Source organism: Corynebacterium gallinarum, from assembly GCF_014837045.1.
Classification (GTDB): domain Bacteria; phylum Actinomycetota; class Actinomycetes; order Mycobacteriales; family Mycobacteriaceae; genus Corynebacterium; species Corynebacterium gallinarum.
In genome coordinates, this window is record NZ_JACSPR010000009.1 from 34,479 (window position 1) to 50,457 (window position 15,979).

A 15,979-nucleotide genomic window follows, 5' to 3' on the forward strand; every position below is an offset into this window, starting at 1 on the left:
ATGACGGCCTGGGCAACCGCCTGGGTGACCGCCCGGGGTTACTGCCGTGGTGACCGCCCGGAGGTGGGTAAACGAAACAGACCCCTGCGCTCCGCGGACGGTGGCGGGGTGAGAGGTCTGTGGTGGTTACTTCTTGACGGCTGTGGAACCGCTGCCCGAGGGGATCGAGGTGCTGCTGGCGGCGGTGGAGCCGGGGGAGTGGAAATTCGAGGTGTACAGACCTCGCTTGTTGGAGCGCTCCAGGTTGGAGGTGGCCTGCCCCGGAACCAGGTTCTTCAGTTCATTGACCGATTCGATGGTGTTCTTCGGTGCGCCCATCTTCTTGACCTTCTTCCAGCCGAACAGCGCCAGCACAGCGGCGACGAGCAGCATGAGGATGAAGACGATGAGGAATGACAGCCAGCGGTCGAGCCAGATGTCGAGGGTTTCCGCGAGGAAGAAGAAAAAGAAGAAGGAACTGTAGAGCGCGATGACACCCGCAGCACCGAAGGCACCGCCGCCGATCGCGGCCTTCTTGGCCTCGCCGGCCAGTTCCGTCTTGGCCAGTTCGACCTCGGCGCGGAAGAGGCTGGACATCTGGGAGGTGGCGTTGGAGATCAGCGTGCCGATGGACGCTTCACCGCTGATGCTGGTATCGACGTCGCTGAGTGGGATCGCGTTGACCTTCGGCGAGAAGGTGTCCGTGCCGTCGGTGAAAAGGCCGTCATTGTTGCTCACTTGGAAGCTCCTCCAGTGTTCTTTAAGGCGTATAACTTGTGCATTCTTTAGACCCAATCGTGCCACGGATTTTCATCCGGGGTGGAGTTCCCGGCGGTTACGCTGGGAGAATGTTGTTCAAATGTTGTCAACGGACGTGAGTTCCACGTTCGAGTAGGGCACTGAAGTACATGATAGAGGTATCTCGGCCTCAACATCGTGGTGGGCTGCTTATCGACGCCCACCCCGCCCACCCTTCCTGACCGTCGGCGGGGGCTGGCACCTGTGGTGCCCGGGGTGTCAGGCGCTTCCGCGCCGGGTGCGTCTGGCCCACCAGATGCTGCCTGCGGTCACGGCGGCGATGCCGGCGACCACGCCGGTCCCGATCCCCATCTCCCGGGTGCTGGGCATCTGGAAGAGCGGTTCCGGGTTCTTGAAACTCAGGATGTCCCAGCCGCGTTCCAGGGCGATCTTCTTCAGTGCCCGGTCGGGGTTGACCGCCACGGGGTGGCCGACGATGTCGAGCATGGGGAGGTCCGTGGCGGCATCGGAGTAGGCGTAGCTGGCCGCCAGGTCATAGCCGTGCTGCTCGGACAGATCGAGGATGGCCTGCTGCTTGGCGGCCCCCTTGCAGTAGAAGAGGACCTCCCCGGTATAGCGGCCGTCGATCGTTTCCAGTGTGGTGCTCACCGTCTGGTGGACACCGAGTTCCCGGGCGATCGGTTCCACCAGTTCCTTCACGGAGGCGGAGATGATGATGACATCGTGGCCACGTTCGCGGTGGTAGTCGATGAGTTCGCGGGCCTCGGCGTAGATGGTCGGGGTGACCACGGTCTGCATGGTTTCCTCGGCGATGGTTCGTACCTGTTGGACATCCCAGCCCCGGACCATGGCGGTGAGCTGATCGCGGGTGTTGTCCATCTGTTCGCTGGTGTGCCCGGCGAACATGTAGGTGGCCTGGGCGAGCGAGAGCTGCAGTGCCGTCACCGGTGAGATCAGGCCGCTCTGCATGAACTCCCGGCCGTAGGCGTAGGTGGAGCTCATGGCGATGATGGTTTTGTCCAGATCAAAGAAGGCGGCCACCCTGCGTGGTGTCGCCCTGGTGGAATCCCCCTGGGCCACGGCGTTGTGGGGCCCGCGGGGTGAGAAATCTGGGTTGGTCACACAGGTAGTCTAGCGAGTTTTCCTGTGAATCACGGGGCGAAGCCCAACATCCCTGGGGCTGATGTGGTTTCTGGGGCTGGTGGGTTCGGCGGCATCGATGGCGCGTGGCAGGGGATTGACGATCACATGTGCTAATTGTCCGCACCATTCCGCACCCATTGCCGCAGCCCGGGGTGGGCGGGCGGTTATTGTCATGTTCAGCTTCTTATGCAATAATTTCAGGTGCAAGGCCCCGATATACTGTGCGGCCTGCCCCGACCACACCCCCCTGAGGTCGGGTTACCGACGGCCCGCGCACACCCCCCCGAGGCGCGGGCCGTCCCCATTTCCACTCCCCCTGTCCGTAGGACTGCTCCCGGGAGCAGAAGGTTCCCGGGTTATCCACATGTTCTTGTACAGCCATCAACAAACCCGGGGGTTATCCACAGGCTGGAGCCGGGATCGTTGAGCGCCTGTCCCGCACGCAGCAGAGTGTGGGGCATGAACGCAGCCACCCACACCAGAACCGCACGGCCGTCACGTCCCACCCAGAACCAGGCCATTCTCGTCGCCGTGGATGATCCGGTCCTCCACCCCGAGGCCATGCATGTTGCCGCCGCGACGGGGCGCGCCATTGTCGACACCACTGACCCGGTGGATATCCACCGTCACCTCAACAGGGTCTCCGCGGTGCTCCTCGATGCATCCACCGCCGCGACTATCACCAATGACCGGCGCCGGGACCGCATCTTCCTGCTCGGGTCTGATCCCGGGCCGCCGGATTATCACACCGCGTTGTCGATCAGGGCGGAGCAGGCCTTCCTGCTGCCCGCCCAGACCGCGGAACTGCTCCAGGCACTCGGCCGGGAGGATGCCCCTGTCTCACCCGGTGGCCACAACACCACGGTCACCGGCGTGCTCGGGGTGGCGGGCGGGGTCGGGGTGAGCACGATTGCCGCGGCCCTGGCGCGGATGCGGTCGGCCACCCACCGCACCGTGCTTGTCGACGCCGTCCCCTCCTCCGGTGGCATCGACCTGCTGGTGGGTGCGGAGGAGATCACCGGGGCACGGTGGCCGGACCTCGGATTCACCCGGGGTGCGGTGAAGGCGGAGGATGTGCTGGCCGCGCTGCCGGTGATGGATGAGACCATGTTCATCCTGTCCGGTGCGCGCTCCCCGGTGGGGGATCCCTTCGAGCTCGGCCCCGGTGAGGTGACCGCGGCACTGACCTGCCTCGCCGCGGCCGACGGTGCCCTGGAGGTGGTGGTGGATCTGTGCCCGGGTGCCATCGCCGGGGAGGTGATCCCCCTGCTCGGTCACCTCATCGTGGTGGTGCCCGCGGAGGTGCGCGCCGTCGCGGCGGCCGCGGAGCGGTTGCGGCACCTCCGTGGTTTCCAGGTGCCGGTGTCGGTGGTGTTGCGCCACCGGGGCTGGTCCGGACTGGATGTCATCGAGGTCGAACGCATCCTGGGCACCCCGGTGATCGCGGAACTCGGCACGATCACCCGTCTGCCCCGCGCCGTGGAGATGCATGGGCTGACCGGCACACTGCCCAGGCCCCTGGTCACGGTGGGGAACGCCATCACCGCGGAGCTCAGGGGGCGGGGCTGATGACCACGATGATCACACAGGATGCACTGCTGGAACAGGTGCAGCGGGTGCTGGCCGGGTTGCCGGAACACCCCACCTCCCCGGAGGTGGTGCGGGTGATCCGGGAGCAGGCCGGGGTGATCAGCGATGAGGAGGTCATCGCGGTCCTCCGGCGCCTGCGCAGCGAATCGGTGGGGATCGGCCCCCTGGAGGGGGCACTCGCCCTGCCGGGGGTCACCGACGTGCTGGTCAACGGCCCCCGTGAGGTGTGGATCGACCGTGGTGGGGGACTGGAACAGCTTGATCTGGATCTGGGGTCGGAGGAGGCGGTGCGTCGACTGGCCGCCCGGCTGGCACTCCAGTGCGGTCGCCGGCTCGATGATGCCCAGCCGTTCGTGGACGGGTGCATCACCCGCGATGACGGCAGCATCATCCGCATCCACGCGGTCCTGCCACCACTGGCGGATTCCGGGACCTGCCTGAGCATGCGCATCCTGCGGCAGGCGAGCCTGACCCTTGATGATCTGGTGGCCGGCGGCACCCTCACCGCGGACACCGCCGCGGTGCTGCGGACCATTGTGGCGCAGCGCCGGGCCTTCCTGGTGGTCGGTGGCACCGGGTCGGGCAAGACCACCCTGCTCGCAGCGATGCTGGGGGAGGTCACCGCTGACCAACGGATCATCTGCATCGAGGACACCGCCGAACTCAACCCCGCCCATCCCGGCACGGTCAACCTGATCACCCGCTCCGCGAATGTGGAGGGCGCCGGTGCGATCACCATGTCGGATCTGTTGAAACAGGCGATGCGGATGCGCCCGGACCGGATCGTCCTGGGCGAGATCCGTGGCGCGGAGGTGGTGGAACTGCTGGCTGCGCTCAACACCGGGCACGAGGGTGGTGCCGGCACCATCCACGCCAATTCCATCACCGAGGTGCCCGCCCGGATGGAGGCGCTCGCCGCACTCGGTGGGCTCACCCGGGATGCACTGCACTCCCAGCTGGCCGCCGCGCTGGATGTGGTCATCGTGATGCGCCACACCCCGCAGGGCAGACGCCTGGCGCAACTGGGGGTGTTGCGGGGTAATCCCGTCGAGGCGCATGTGGTGTGGGACTGGGAACACGGCGTGGTGGATGGGGACGCAGAGGTGGCGACATGGTTTCCGCGCTGATCCTGCTGGCCGCGGGGATCGCAGTGCCGGGGCAGGGGCCGGCGGGGGGACGGGGCGTCGTCAAGCGAGCAGGTCGGGGACCCCTGCCACCGGTGGCCGTCACCGCCGGCGTCCCCGTGGGCGTGGCCCTGTTCGTGGCCACCGGCATCGACCCCGCGACGGTGATCGCCCTGTTGATCGCGGGCTTTGTCTTCAGCTGGCGCCTGAAACGGGTGGGTACGGGGCGCACCGCGCGGGCACAGACCACGACGCTGGCCGGGTTCCTCGGTCTGTGCATCGGCAACCTGCGCGCCGGTGCCCCCATGGCCGATGCGATGGACCACGCCCTGGCCAACACCCCCGGATCCGGTGGCCCGACCACCGGGGCGCTCACCGCGGCCGCGCGCCGGGTGCGGTCAGGGGGCAGTGGGTCGGCGGTGCTTATCGACGCACCCACCATGGACCTGAGACGCCTGGGCACGATCTGGGAGGTGTCCGACCGGCACGGCATCCCGCTGGTGAGACTGCTGGACCAGCTGAAACACCGCCTGGATGCGCGGGAACGCCACCGTCAGGCCTCCGCCGCCCAGTTGCAGGGACCGCAGGCCACCGCGGTGATCCTGGCCCTGCTGCCACTGGCCGGGGTGCTCATGGGCACCGCCATGGGTGCTGATCCGATCGGTTTTCTCACCGGAGGTGGGGTGGGCGGGATCCTGCTGATCACCGGGGTGCTGCTCAGTGGTGCGGGGTTCATCCTCACCGAGAAGATCCTCGAGGGGGCGAGCCCGGCATGATCACCGCCTGCCTCGTGGCTGTCCTCGCCCTGCTCATCACCCCACCGATGCCGGGGGTGCGCGCCGGTGTGCCCGGTGAGAAGCGCATCCGGGCCGGCCCTGATTCCGGCCCGGATGCCCCAGGCTGGCTGGGGGCGGTGTGGGCAGCTGTGCATCCCGGGGGGTCAGGTCCTGATCCCCTGGATACGGCAGCCGATATCGCCCTGTTCGCCGAATGCCTGGCCGCCGGGTTGAGCACCCGTGACGCAGCCCACCTGCTGGCGCGCACCGCGAACCCCGCGCACCAACGCCTGTGGGAGGAGACGGTGGCGCTGCTGGGCATCGGGGTGGGGCCGGAGAAGGCCTTCACCACGATGACCGGTGTCGATGGACTGCAGGACCTGGCTGTGCTGGCGGAGGTGTCCCACCGGTCCGGCAGCGCCTTCAGCCAGGGCTGTCACCGCATCGCCGATGCCCTCGTGGCCTCGGCGGCGGACCACCGCACGGCGGCCGCCGAGCGGGCCGGGGTGTTCATCGCCCTGCCGCTGGCTGCCTGTTTCCTCCCCGCCTTCATGATCATCGGCCTGGTACCCGTGGTGCTGGGCCTGGGCATGAAGGTGCTGGGCAACCTGTAACCCCTTACTGATTCACTTCCCGCCGGGGGCCGACTCCCCGAGCGGGGCCACACCAACGACAACCCATTTATCTACAAGGAGAAGACCATGCAGAAGAATCCCACACCCACCACACCCACCACAGCCATCAACCCCGTCCACTGGGCCCTCGTGACCCTGCGCGGCGAGGAGGGCCTGACCACGGTGGAATACGCCCTGGGCACCCTCGCGGCCGCAGCCCTGGCCATCCTGCTCTACACCGTGGTCAACAGCGGGGCGGTGGCCAGCGCCTTCGAGGACATCATCGTCAACGCCCTCAACACCGCACCGTGACCGTGAGCCACCATGCGTGAGATGACGGGCAATGAGGACGGTTCGGTCAGTATCGAGGCGGCCCTCGCCCTGAGCTCTCTGGTCGTGGTCAGCGCACTCATCATCGGTGTGCTGACCACACTGGCGTTGTATGTGGCGGCGGTGGGCGGTGCGGGGGCTGCGGCCCGGGCCCATGCCATCGGCGAGACCTACCACCCTCCGCGGGGCAGCGTCACCGTGGAGGAACACGGTGGACTGGTCACCGCGACGGTGTCCATTCCCGCGACGGTGGGGGAGGTGAGCGCGAGTGCGGTCTTCCCACGGGAGAGCCACTGATGCCGGATATGCCACCGTGGCGGCGGCGGGCTTTTCCTCCGTTCTGGTGATGCTCTGCGCGCTCCTTGCCTGGCATGTCGGGGCTGTGGTGGCCTCCGTGCAGGCACAGCGGGCCGCGGATCTGGCGGTGGTGGCCGGGGCCTTCCGCCTGGCCACCGGTGACACCCCCACGGCGGCCTGTGCCGTGGCCGGTCAGGTGGCCCACCTCAATGACGCCACCCTGCTCACCTGTGATGCCCTGGGTGAGGATCTCGTGGTGGCCGTCGAGGTGCGTGGGAGGAGCGCCGAGGCCCGCGCGGGGCCGGTGTGACCGGTGTGATCGCCGTCAGGTCAGGATGGGGCCGGACCAGATGGGGCCGGACCCGACTGTGCGATCGCGCGGAGCACATCCAGATGGTCACCCCAGGCACGTTTCCCGGCGCCGCTGAGTTTGATGCTGGTCTGGGGGAATTTACCGGCGAACCCCTTCGACACCTGGACGTATCCCAGTTCCTCCAGTGCGGAGATGTGCTTGGACAGGGTGGAGTCAGTGGTGTCCAGGAAATCACGGGCGTATTTGAAGGTCAGGGATTCCGCGCCAGAGAGCGCCGCCATGAGGGAGAAACGCAGCGGGTTGGTGAACGCCGGGTTCAGATCCAGCCGCGGGTGCCGGTGATTGGGGCTGCTCACTGCGCTGACCGGGCCGATCGCGGGGTGCTGATCAGTTCCCAGGCTGTACCGATAAGGGCGAGCAGGAGGAAACCACCCGCCGTTCCCGCCGCCTGCCACGCGGTGAATTCAGGACTCAGGAAGGTGGTGACCACCCACAGCAGGGCCCAGGCTGCCATCATCAGGCCCCACCGGATGGCGAAACCGCGCGGGGCACTCCCGGCGCGAATGGCCACCACGATGGAGAAGACGGCGAAGCTCAGGATCCAGGCCAGGGCGGTGGTGAGCAGGATGGCATGGGGGAAGTCGGTGGTGGTCCAGATGGGGGCGCCGATGGCGTAGAGGGCGCTGCCCGCGCAGATGCCGACGAATCCGATCCAGCTGAGGGAGAAACCGGCGACGGAGTGTCGGAGTTTGTCGGCCCGGTCGAGCAGTTGCTGGGCGTCGTGGGGGTTGAGGCTGGTGCTCATGGTGGGGGCCTTCCGGAAAGGAGGGAGAAAGTACTTTCCATTCTAGAAAGTAGATGCCGCACCGTCAAGGGTTGGATGATCACCCCTGCAGCAGCGTCACCATCGCGCCCAGGAGCTTGATCGCACCGGCCTTGTTCAGGGGGTTGTTGCCATTGCCGCACTTGGGGGACTGGACACAGCTCGGGCACCCGGACTCGCAGGAACAGCTGCGCACCGCCTCGAAGGTGGCCTCGATCCACTCGCCGAACCGTCGGAAGCCACAGTCGGCGAAGCCGGCGCCACCCTCCATGCCGTCGTAGACAAACACGGTGGGGTACCCGGTGTCGGGGTGCAGTGCGGTGGAGACCCCGCCGATATCCCACCGGTCACAGGTGGCCAACAGTGGCAGCATGCCGATGGCGGCGTGCTCGGCGGCGTGCAGCGCACCGGGGATATCGGCCGGGGCAATCCCCATGGCGCTTAAGGCCAGTGGATCGATGGTGTAGGCCACCGCACGGGTGTTGAGTTTCTGCGGGGGAAGATACAGCGGTGTGGCATCTAGCGTGGTCCCGTCGGGCAGTTTGGTGACAAAACCGGTGACCCGGTCGGTGACCTCCACTGCCACATTGGCCACCCACAGGCCCCCACCGGGGTTGAACACCTCATCCTCATCCGGGGAACCGGTGATGCGGATATCGGTGTCACTGCGGGCGAAGGTGGTGTACTCCGGGTTCTCCGGTCGGGCGAGTGCCAGCTGCTCGTCGATGTCGAGTTCATCGATGACAAAGTGTTCACCCTGGTGCAGGTACACCGCGCCGGGGTGGACCTGGGACATCGCGCGTGCGGCATCGATGGTGCCGAGCAGACGGCCGTCGCTTAAGTCCACGATCATGAACTCGGACCCCGATCCGCCACGCAGGTTCACCATTTGGTGGGCGGTGTCCGGGGTGAGCTCCTGCTCCTCTGGCAGGTCACCGGCCGGCCGGTGGACCGCGAACCAGCCGCGGGGTCGCCGGCGCAGGAACCCCTCGGTGGTGAGCTCCTCCACGACCTCCCGCGCGCCAAAGGCCTCCACCTCAGCCTCGGTGAGGGGTTGTTCCACCGCCGCGCAGTAGACATGACCACGCAGGATGTGGGGGTTGGTGGGATCGAAAACGGCCGCCTCCACCGGTTTGGCCAACAGGGCATCCGGGTGGTGGACCAGGTAGGTGTCCATCGGTTCGTCGCGGGCGACCAGGATAACCAGGGAACCCTGTCCGCGCCTGCCCGCGCGGCCGGCCTGTTGCCAGAAGGAGGCGATGGTTCCGGGGAAACCGGCGGTGACCACGGCGTCCAGCCCTCCGACATCGATGCCGAGTTCGAGGGCGTTGGTGGTGGCGACGCCGAGCAGGGTGCCGTCGTCAAGCATGCGTTCCAACCGGCGACGGTCCTCCGCGAGGTAACCGGCCCGGTAGGGGGCCACGCGCGCGCCGAAATCCGGCCGACCCAGCAGGGACAGCTCCTCCTGGGTGCGCAGGGCGACGATCTCCGCCTGGCGGCGGGAACGCACGAAGGTGAGGGTGCGCGCGCCCTCCGCGATGAGCGTGCCCATCAGGTGGGCTGCCTCCGTGCTGGCGGCCCGGCGCACCGGTGCACCGTTTTCCCCCTCCGCTCCCTCGATGAAACCGGGTTCCCACAGCATCACGGTGCGTTCCCCGGTGGGGGCGCCGTCATCGGTGACCGCGCGCACCGGGGCGCCGATGAGGCGGGAGGCGTGGATCGCCGGATCGGTGCTGGTTGCGGACGCGAGGATCACCGTGGGGTGGGAGCCGTAGTGGGCGGCGATGCGCAACAGGCGCCGCAGCACCAGCGAGATGCCGGCGCCGAACACGCCGCGGTAGGCGTGGCACTCATCGACGACGATGAACCGCAGATGCCGCAGCACCCGCGCCCACCGCGCATGGTTGGCCAGCAGCGAGGCGTGCACCATATCGGGGTTGCTGAACACAAACCGGGACAGTTCCCGGATGCCGGAACGGGCCTCGCCGGGGGTGTCGCCGTCATAGGGGGCGGGGTGGATGCCGGCGCCGGACAGCTCCGGGGTGGCGCGGATCAGCGAGGACGCCGCCGCCAGCTGGTCCGACCCCAGCGCCTTGGTGGGGGTCAGGTACAGCGCGCACGCCGTGGGGTCGGCGGCCAGGGTGGCCAGGATGGGCAGCTGGTACCCCAGCGACTTGCCGGAGGACGTGCCGGTGGCCACCACCACATGATGCCCGGTCCAGGCGAGCTCGGCGGTCTCGGCCTGATGGGCATAGAGCTTGTCGACGCCCCGATGCCCCAGCTCTTCACGCAGCCCGGCGGGCACCCACTCCGGCCACGGGGCGAAGCGGGCTGACCGCGCCGGCAGGGTGACCATGTGGGTCAACGTGGACTCCGGGTAGCGACGGGTGATGATCCCGGCGAGATCCTCGCCGAAACTCGGGGTGGCACTTCGGTGGGCGTTGATGCCTGACATAGTGGGTAGTTTTTCGTTCTCAAAATCGGGGGTGGTTGGGCAATCACCCCCGCTGGTCATGGCGTTAAGCGGGGTTGACCTGCTGAAACTTGAGTTTATCCTGGGTAAGACTATCGCTGGCGGGGGAAACGTGAAAGACTTGTCCGCAGGTCGCAGTTTCAGTGCGTAGTGTTTAACGCTCGCAAGGATAGACGCGGGCGTCGGCATTTCAAACTGTTGACGTTCGAGCAGCAACGGCCAGATGTCACTGAATGGTCCACACGCTGTGGGTCGTGGGGGCATCGAACCCGGTATTTTTTCCAATCAGTAAAGGTAAGACAAATGGCACAGGGCACAGTTAAGTGGTTCAACCCGGAGAAGGGCTTCGGCTTCATCGCTCCCTCCGACGGATCCGCTGACGTTTTCGTCCACTACTCCGAGATTGAGGGCAACGGCTTCCGTACCCTCGAGGAGAACCAGCTCGTAGAGTTCGAGATCGGCGAAGGCGCCAAGGGCCTTCAGGCACAGTCGGTTCGCGCCGTTTAAACGCAGCTGAATCAAGAAACCGGTAACCATGGTTACCGGTTTTTTCGCGTTTCATGGGGGCTGTGGGTGCGGGTGGTTGGTGGGCAGTTCAGGCGCACCGGGTGAAGAGTGTGCGTAGTGTATGCCAGGGGAATTTTTCCCCATGTTTGCAGGAGCCCTAAATAATACTGTGTACGGTGTAGGGCAATGGCGAACATGCCGAACAGTCCCCGCGCGGGGGCAGGGCGGTCAGGTTCCCAGGTGGTTTCCCCGGCCCGTACATGGTGTCGCGCAGAGCGTCGTACATGGTGTCGCGGCGGGGTGGCCCGGGATCGCGGGAACCCCATGAGGGGTGACGGATTCAGGGAAAGCTGCACCGGTGTGGTTATGCTTTTCAACAGAACTGGACATCCCGGCACCCGAGTGACATCGGGTGGGGATGGTCGGTGAACAACAACGTAGAAACAGTGGCCCCGGAATCCATCAGGGGCGCTGGAGTCAATGAGAGGGATGCAGCCCCGTGGCAGAACAACAGGGATCGCGGAAGAAGAGTCTGGTCATCGTGGAGTCGGCGACCAAGGCACGCAAGATCCAGCCGTACCTGGGTAACGACTACATCGTTGAAGCCTCGGTCGGTCACATCCGTGATCTTCCACGTGGTGCCGCAGATGTCCCACCGAAGTACAAGAAGGAACCCTGGGCACGCCTCGGTGTGGACACCGAGCACGGTTTCTCCCCGTTGTATGTGGTCAGCCCAGATAAGAAGAAGAAGGTCGCAGACCTCAAGGCCAAGCTCAAGGAATGCGATGAGCTTCTGCTGGCCACAGACCCCGACCGTGAGGGTGAGGCCATCGCCTGGCATCTGCTCGAGGTGCTCAAGCCCCAGGTGCCGGTGCGCCGCATGGTGTTCAACGAGATCACCAAGCCGGCGATCCTCGCCGCGGTGGAGAACACCCGTGAGCTGGATGTGAACCTGGTGGATGCGCAGGAAACCCGCCGTATCCTCGACCGTCTTTACGGTTATGAGGTTTCCCCGGTGTTGTGGAAGAAGGTCATGCCGCGCCTGTCGGCTGGTCGTGTCCAGTCGGTGGCCACCCGTGTCATAGTCGAGCGGGAACGTGAGCGCATGGCGTTCATCTCCGCGGATTATTGGGATTTGTCCGCCCAGTTCCGCGGTGATGCCTCCGCGCAGGCGGATGCGGACAACCCCTCCACCTTCAGCGCACGTCTGGCCACCATCGACGGTCAGCGTGTGGCCCAGGGCCGTGACTTCAACGACCGCGGTGAGCTGACCTCCGACGTGGTCGTGGTGGACCAGAAGCGCGCCGAGGCACTGGCCGACGCGCTGCAGGGCCAGGAGATGTCGGTGGCCTCCGTGGAGGAGAAGCCGTACACCCGCCGCCCCTATGCGCCGTTCATGACCTCCACGCTGCAGCAGGAGTCCGGCCGCAAACTGCACTTCACCTCCGAGCGCACCATGCGCATCGCGCAGCGGTTGTACGAAAACGGTCACATCACCTATATGCGTACTGATTCGACTTCCCTGTCGGAGCAGGGACTCAAGGCCGCGCGTGCCCAGGCCCTGGAGCTCTACGGCAGTGAGTATGTCTCACCCACCCCGCGCACTTATGACCGCAAGGTGAAGAACTCCCAGGAGGCCCACGAGGCGATCCGCCCCGCCGGTGAAACCTTCGCCACCCCCGGTCAGCTGCATGGTCAGCTCGATGCGGAGGAGTTTAAGCTCTATGAGCTGATCTGGCAGCGCACCGTCGCCTCCCAGATGGCGGATGCCAAAGGCACCTCCATGAAGGTGACCATTGCCGGTGCGGCCACCTCGGGGGAGAAGACCGAGTTCACCGCAACGGGCCGCACCCTGACCTTCCCCGGTTTCCTGCGTGCCTATGTGGAAACCACCCCCACCGCCGATGGTCGCGATGTGGCCGACAACGCCGAGAAGCGTCTGCCGCGCCTGACCGAGGGCGATGCCCTGACCGCCACCGATATCACCGCCGATGGCCACAGCACCAACCCGCCGGCCCGCTACACCGAAGCCTCGCTGGTGAAGAAGATGGAGGACCTCGGCATCGGGCGTCCGTCCACCTATGCCTCCATCATCAAGACCATCCAGGACCGCGGGTACGTCTACTCCCGTGGTAATGCCCTGGTGCCGTCCTGGGTTGCCTTCGCGGTGGTCGGCCTGCTGGAGGCCAATTTCACCTCCCTGGTCGACTATGACTTCACCTCCTCCATGGAGGATGAGCTGGACAACATCGCCGCCGGCCGCGAGGGCCGCACCGAGTGGCTCAGCGGTTTCTACTTCGGTGACGCCGAGGCCGATGATTCCATGGCGGAATCCGTCGCCCGCCAGGGTGGCCTCAAGGCACTCGTGGACCAGAACCTCGAGCAGATCGACGCCCGGTCGGTGAACTCGCTCAAGCTTTTCGACGACGAACAGGGCCGCCCCGTCTTCGTCCGCGTCGGCCGGTACGGCCCTTACATCGAACGTGTCGTGGGCACCACCGCCGAAGGTGAGCCGGAATATCAGCGCGCCAACCTCCCGGAGGAGACCACCCCCGATGAGCTCAGCCTCGAGGTGGCGGAGAAACTGTTCGCCACCCCGCAGGGCGGACGCGAACTGGGTATCAACCCCGCCAACGGCCGCATGATCGTGGCCAAGGAGGGTCGTTTCGGCCCCTATGTCACCGAGCAGGTCACCGAGGATGAGCGTGCCGGCGCGGAGGTCGAGGCCGAGAAGGTTGTCGCCGCTGAGCGCAAGGCCGAGGATGAACAGCGCGCCGCCGACGGGATGCGCGCGAAGAACTGGGAGACCAAAACCGCAGCTGCCCAAAAGGAAAAGCGTATCAACCAGCTGGTGGAGGAAACCCTCAAGCCGGCCACCGCCTCGCTGTTCAGCGGTATGGAACCCGCCACGGTCACCCTTGAGGAGGCCCTCAAGCTGCTGTCCCTGCCGCGTGAGGTGGGTGTGGATCCTGCCGATGGTGAGATGATCACCGCGCAGAACGGCCGCTATGGTCCGTACCTGAAGAAGGGTACTGATTCCCGTTCCCTGAGCAGTGAGGAGCAGATCTTCACGGTCACCCTCGACGAGGCGCGCCGCATCTACGCGGAGCCGAAGCGTCGTGGCCGCACCGCCGCGCAGCCACCGCTGAAGACCCTGGGTGACAATGACGTCTCCGGTAAGCCGATGACCGTCAAGGACGGCCGCTTCGGACCCTATGTCACCGACGGCACCACCAACGCCTCCCTACGCAAGGGCGATGTTCCGGAGTCGCTGACCGACGCGCGTGCCAATGAGCTGCTTTCTGAGCGTCGCGCCAAGGAAGCCGCCGACGGAGGTGGTGCTGCGAAGAAGACCACCAAGAAGTCGCCGGCGAAGAAGACGACCGCGAAGAAAACCACTGCGAAGAAAACAACGGCCAAGAAAACCACCGCCAAGCGTGCTCCCCAGACCACCAAGCGCGTGGTGAAGGCCGGTTCCAGGAAGCAGTCGTAGACGGTGACGGGGTTCATCGAACGCACCCGGCAGGGTGTCCGGGCCCTGGTCACCGCGGTTGCCGGGGCGGGCCGCGAACCTGAGCGGGCCGCCTACCTGGTGGCGGCGGATACCAACATCCTGGCATCACTGCTGGGGTGGTCTGGACCGAAGAAGGTCACCAAACCCGCTCTCATGCCCCTGTTGTCAGGCCGCGTGTGGCGTTCGGGAGCCCCGGACCGGGTTGCCGGTGTGGTGGCTTTGGCCGGCGGTTGGGCAGGTGATCTGGCGTTGATGAAACCGGATAACATCCGGGCCGGGGCCACCGGTTTCGCCGCCAACCACGCGGCTTATATCTATCTTCTGCTCAATCGGGGTGCCCGCCCCAGCATCACCCGCGTCGCCATCCGTGCTGTGCCGCTCGCCGCGGCCACGGTGCTGGCAGCCAGGAAGGCACCGGGGCTGCTGCCGGTGGTGCTCGGCTACGGCGGACTGTTGGCCACCACCTCGGTGTTGGCCGATGATCCCGCCCTCATCAACCCCGATGATCCCGCCACGTACGGTCTCGGGCACGGGGGCAACCTGTTCCTCATCTCTGATGCGGTGCTGTTCGCCCGCGAGACCCTCCTGACACCGGGCACCCCCGCCGCCTGTGTGGCCGACGCCACGGTCATGGGCACCTACACCGTGGCGCAGCTGCTGCTTGTCGACGGGTTGTTTTCCTCACGATCACCACTGACCTGAGCGCACAATAACGGACCGCGACACCGTCCTTGGTGTCGCGGTCCGTTGCGGTGCGGGGTTAGAGATTCGCGATGGCGAAATCAGCTTCCGCCGCGGTGAACTGCTCTCCATAGGATGAGATGAGCTGGTCGTAGATCGCACCGGGGGACATGTTCATGTTCTCCTGGTAGCTGCGTGCTTTTTCCAGGGCGTTGGCGTTCCAGTCGGCCTCGATGGTGTCGATGGCGTACTGGGCCTGCTCAGGGGTGAATTGCTCTCCGTATTCGGAGATCAGCTGGTCATAGACACCCAGCTTGGACATGTGCATCGAGTCGGAGTACGACTCCGCCTTCTCCAGCGCGTTGGCGTTCCAGTCGGCCGTGACATTATCCACCGCGTACTGTGCCGCCTCTGCGGTGAACTGTCCGCCGTATTGGGAGGTTAGCTGATCGTAGAGTCCCTGCCGGGACATGTGCATGGAGTTGGCGTAGGTATCAGCCTGACGAAGGGCGGAACGGTACTCGGTGGGGACCGAGTTGTCCGGTTCCGCAGCAACAGGAGCAGCCTCAGGTGCAGCGCTATCGGGTTCCTCCGCTGCCCAGGTGACAGAGGTGGTCGCATCGCGGTCCATGGATGCAGTGGTGGTGTCATCGCTGTCATCACCGAGGTTGGAGAAGATACTGATGGTGACAATGGCACCGACGATGCCGGCGCCCCATTTCATGCAACCACCTTTCTTCTTCGGTGCAGCATTGTGGGGTATGGATGGGGTGGTCATGGCTCGGGGCTCCTGATCGGTGAGGGGGCGGGTTGATGTCTCACTGATCAAGGTAGGAGTCACACCGGACATGACCGCGACGAAAAGGAGGTGATAGAACAGGTAGGCTAACCACCTCGGATTGTAGTTGAGCTGCGCTAATGACGCCTTTAGTGCAGCCTACGGATTAGGCTGCAGGTTCGATAAGGAAGGGGTGGACTCTACTCTTCCGCCTACTTTTTCATTAACCCAGAGATCCTCTTTCCAGAAAGGGCATAAGTTAACCCAGAGATCACTAC

General features: G+C 65.7%; 16 protein-coding genes. 10 read left to right on the plus strand and 6 right to left on the minus strand.

The genetic code is table 11. The annotated features are described in order from the left end of the window. Positions 1 to 126: 126 nt before the first annotated feature. Together H9627_RS11615 and H9627_RS11620 are read right to left on the minus strand one after the other, a co-directional pair. A complete protein-coding gene (locus tag H9627_RS11615; RefSeq protein WP_191734203.1) occupies positions 127 to 717 on the minus strand; it encodes a phage holin family protein in 591 nt (196 codons plus the stop codon). 279 nt (positions 718 to 996) lie between these two features. Next, a complete protein-coding gene (locus tag H9627_RS11620; RefSeq protein WP_191734270.1) occupies positions 997 to 1,818 on the minus strand; it encodes an HAD family hydrolase in 822 nt (273 codons plus the stop codon). A 522-nt stretch (positions 1,819 to 2,340) separates the two neighbouring features. Here H9627_RS11620 and ssd point away from each other — a divergent pair. The 7 genes from ssd to H9627_RS11655 all read left to right on the plus strand — a co-directional run bounded on the left by ssd (position 2,341) and on the right by H9627_RS11655 (position 6,922). Next, the gene (gene ssd / locus H9627_RS11625; protein ID WP_191734204.1) at positions 2,341 to 3,450 is read left to right on the plus strand and encodes a septum site-determining protein Ssd; all 1,110 of its coding nucleotides are present in this window, start codon (positions 2,341 to 2,343) and stop codon (positions 3,448 to 3,450) included. 8 nt (positions 3,451 to 3,458) lie between these two features. Further along, entirely contained in the window at positions 3,459 to 4,598 is a 1,140-nt protein-coding gene (locus H9627_RS11630) for a TadA family conjugal transfer-associated ATPase (RefSeq protein WP_191734271.1), read from the plus strand. Continuing rightward, positions 4,583 to 5,371 carry a type II secretion system F family protein gene (locus H9627_RS11635; protein WP_225213808.1) on the plus strand — a complete coding sequence of 263 codons (789 nt, stop codon included), beginning with the start codon at positions 4,583 to 4,585 and terminating at the stop codon, positions 5,369 to 5,371. Before H9627_RS11630 ends, H9627_RS11635 begins: the two co-directional genes overlap by 16 nt. Next, entirely contained in the window at positions 5,368 to 5,985 is a 618-nt protein-coding gene (locus tag H9627_RS11640) for a type II secretion system F family protein (protein ID WP_191734206.1), read from the plus strand. The genes H9627_RS11635 and H9627_RS11640 overlap by 4 nt, the downstream gene beginning before the upstream one ends. A gap of 87 nt (positions 5,986 to 6,072) precedes the next feature. After that, on the plus strand, positions 6,073 to 6,297 hold the full coding sequence (locus H9627_RS11645; RefSeq protein WP_191734207.1) for a DUF4244 domain-containing protein: 225 nt from the start codon (positions 6,073 to 6,075) through the stop codon (positions 6,295 to 6,297). A gap of 12 nt (positions 6,298 to 6,309) precedes the next feature. Next, complete coding sequence (locus tag H9627_RS11650; RefSeq protein ID WP_191734208.1) at positions 6,310 to 6,612, plus strand: hypothetical protein; 303 nt, start codon at positions 6,310 to 6,312, stop codon at positions 6,610 to 6,612. Next, entirely contained in the window at positions 6,584 to 6,922 is a 339-nt protein-coding gene (locus tag H9627_RS11655; RefSeq protein ID WP_191734209.1) for an Rv3654c family TadE-like protein, read from the plus strand. The genes H9627_RS11650 and H9627_RS11655 overlap by 29 nt, the downstream gene beginning before the upstream one ends. A 20-nt stretch (positions 6,923 to 6,942) precedes the next feature. Here H9627_RS11655 and H9627_RS11660 read toward each other — a convergent pair whose 3' ends face one another. The 3 genes from H9627_RS11660 to H9627_RS11670 all read right to left on the minus strand — a co-directional run bounded on the left by H9627_RS11660 (position 6,943) and on the right by H9627_RS11670 (position 10,203). After that, entirely contained in the window at positions 6,943 to 7,281 is a 339-nt protein-coding gene (locus H9627_RS11660; RefSeq protein ID WP_191734210.1) for a transcriptional regulator, read from the minus strand. After that, positions 7,278 to 7,730, minus strand: a complete 453-nt coding sequence (locus H9627_RS11665; protein WP_191734211.1) for a hypothetical protein — start codon at positions 7,728 to 7,730, stop codon at positions 7,278 to 7,280. The genes H9627_RS11660 and H9627_RS11665 overlap by 4 nt, the downstream gene beginning before the upstream one ends. A 79-nt stretch (positions 7,731 to 7,809) precedes the next feature. Next, positions 7,810 to 10,203: a DEAD/DEAH box helicase gene (locus H9627_RS11670; RefSeq protein ID WP_191734212.1), complete on the minus strand. Its 2,394-nt coding sequence runs from the start codon at positions 10,201 to 10,203 to the stop codon at positions 7,810 to 7,812. A gap of 321 nt (positions 10,204 to 10,524) precedes the next feature. On the opposite strand from H9627_RS11670, the gene H9627_RS11675 reads away from it, so the two are divergent. The 3 genes from H9627_RS11675 to H9627_RS11685 all read left to right on the plus strand — a co-directional run bounded on the left by H9627_RS11675 (position 10,525) and on the right by H9627_RS11685 (position 14,944). Beyond that, positions 10,525 to 10,728 (plus strand): cold-shock protein, encoded by a 204-nt coding sequence (locus H9627_RS11675; RefSeq protein WP_006770210.1) that lies wholly within the window; start codon positions 10,525 to 10,527, stop codon positions 10,726 to 10,728. A gap of 499 nt (positions 10,729 to 11,227) precedes the next feature. Further along, positions 11,228 to 14,221: a type I DNA topoisomerase gene (gene topA / locus H9627_RS11680; protein WP_191734213.1), complete on the plus strand. Its 2,994-nt coding sequence runs from the start codon at positions 11,228 to 11,230 to the stop codon at positions 14,219 to 14,221. Between the two features lie 3 nt (positions 14,222 to 14,224). Next, complete coding sequence (locus tag H9627_RS11685) at positions 14,225 to 14,944, plus strand: lysoplasmalogenase family protein (RefSeq protein ID WP_191734214.1); 720 nt, start codon at positions 14,225 to 14,227, stop codon at positions 14,942 to 14,944. 58 nt (positions 14,945 to 15,002) lie between these two features. Here H9627_RS11685 and H9627_RS11690 read toward each other — a convergent pair whose 3' ends face one another. Next, positions 15,003 to 15,773, minus strand: coding sequence for an Ltp family lipoprotein (locus tag H9627_RS11690; protein WP_191734215.1), 771 nt, complete (start codon positions 15,771 to 15,773; stop codon positions 15,003 to 15,005). Positions 15,774 to 15,979 lie beyond the last annotated feature (206 nt).

Coding starts and splice junctions, on each gene's coding strand:
- ssd (WP_191734204.1), top strand. CDS start 2,341: ATGAACGCAGCCACCCACACCAGAACCGCACGGCCGTCACGTCCCACC.
- H9627_RS11630 (WP_191734271.1), top strand. CDS start 3,459: ATGATCACACAGGATGCACTGCTGGAACAGGTGCAGCGGGTGCTGGCC.
- H9627_RS11635 (WP_225213808.1), top strand. CDS start 4,583: ATGGTTTCCGCGCTGATCCTGCTGGCCGCGGGGATCGCAGTGCCGGGG.
- H9627_RS11640 (WP_191734206.1), top strand. CDS start 5,368: ATGATCACCGCCTGCCTCGTGGCTGTCCTCGCCCTGCTCATCACCCCA.
- H9627_RS11645 (WP_191734207.1), top strand. CDS start 6,073: ATGCAGAAGAATCCCACACCCACCACACCCACCACAGCCATCAACCCC.
- H9627_RS11650 (WP_191734208.1), top strand. CDS start 6,310: ATGCGTGAGATGACGGGCAATGAGGACGGTTCGGTCAGTATCGAGGCG.
- H9627_RS11665 (WP_191734211.1), bottom strand. CDS start 7,730: ATGAGCACCAGCCTCAACCCCCACGACGCCCAGCAACTGCTCGACCGG.
- H9627_RS11670 (WP_191734212.1), bottom strand. CDS start 10,203: ATGTCAGGCATCAACGCCCACCGAAGTGCCACCCCGAGTTTCGGCGAG.
- H9627_RS11675 (WP_006770210.1), top strand. CDS start 10,525: ATGGCACAGGGCACAGTTAAGTGGTTCAACCCGGAGAAGGGCTTCGGC.
- H9627_RS11690 (WP_191734215.1), bottom strand. CDS start 15,773: ATGTCCGGTGTGACTCCTACCTTGATCAGTGAGACATCAACCCGCCCC.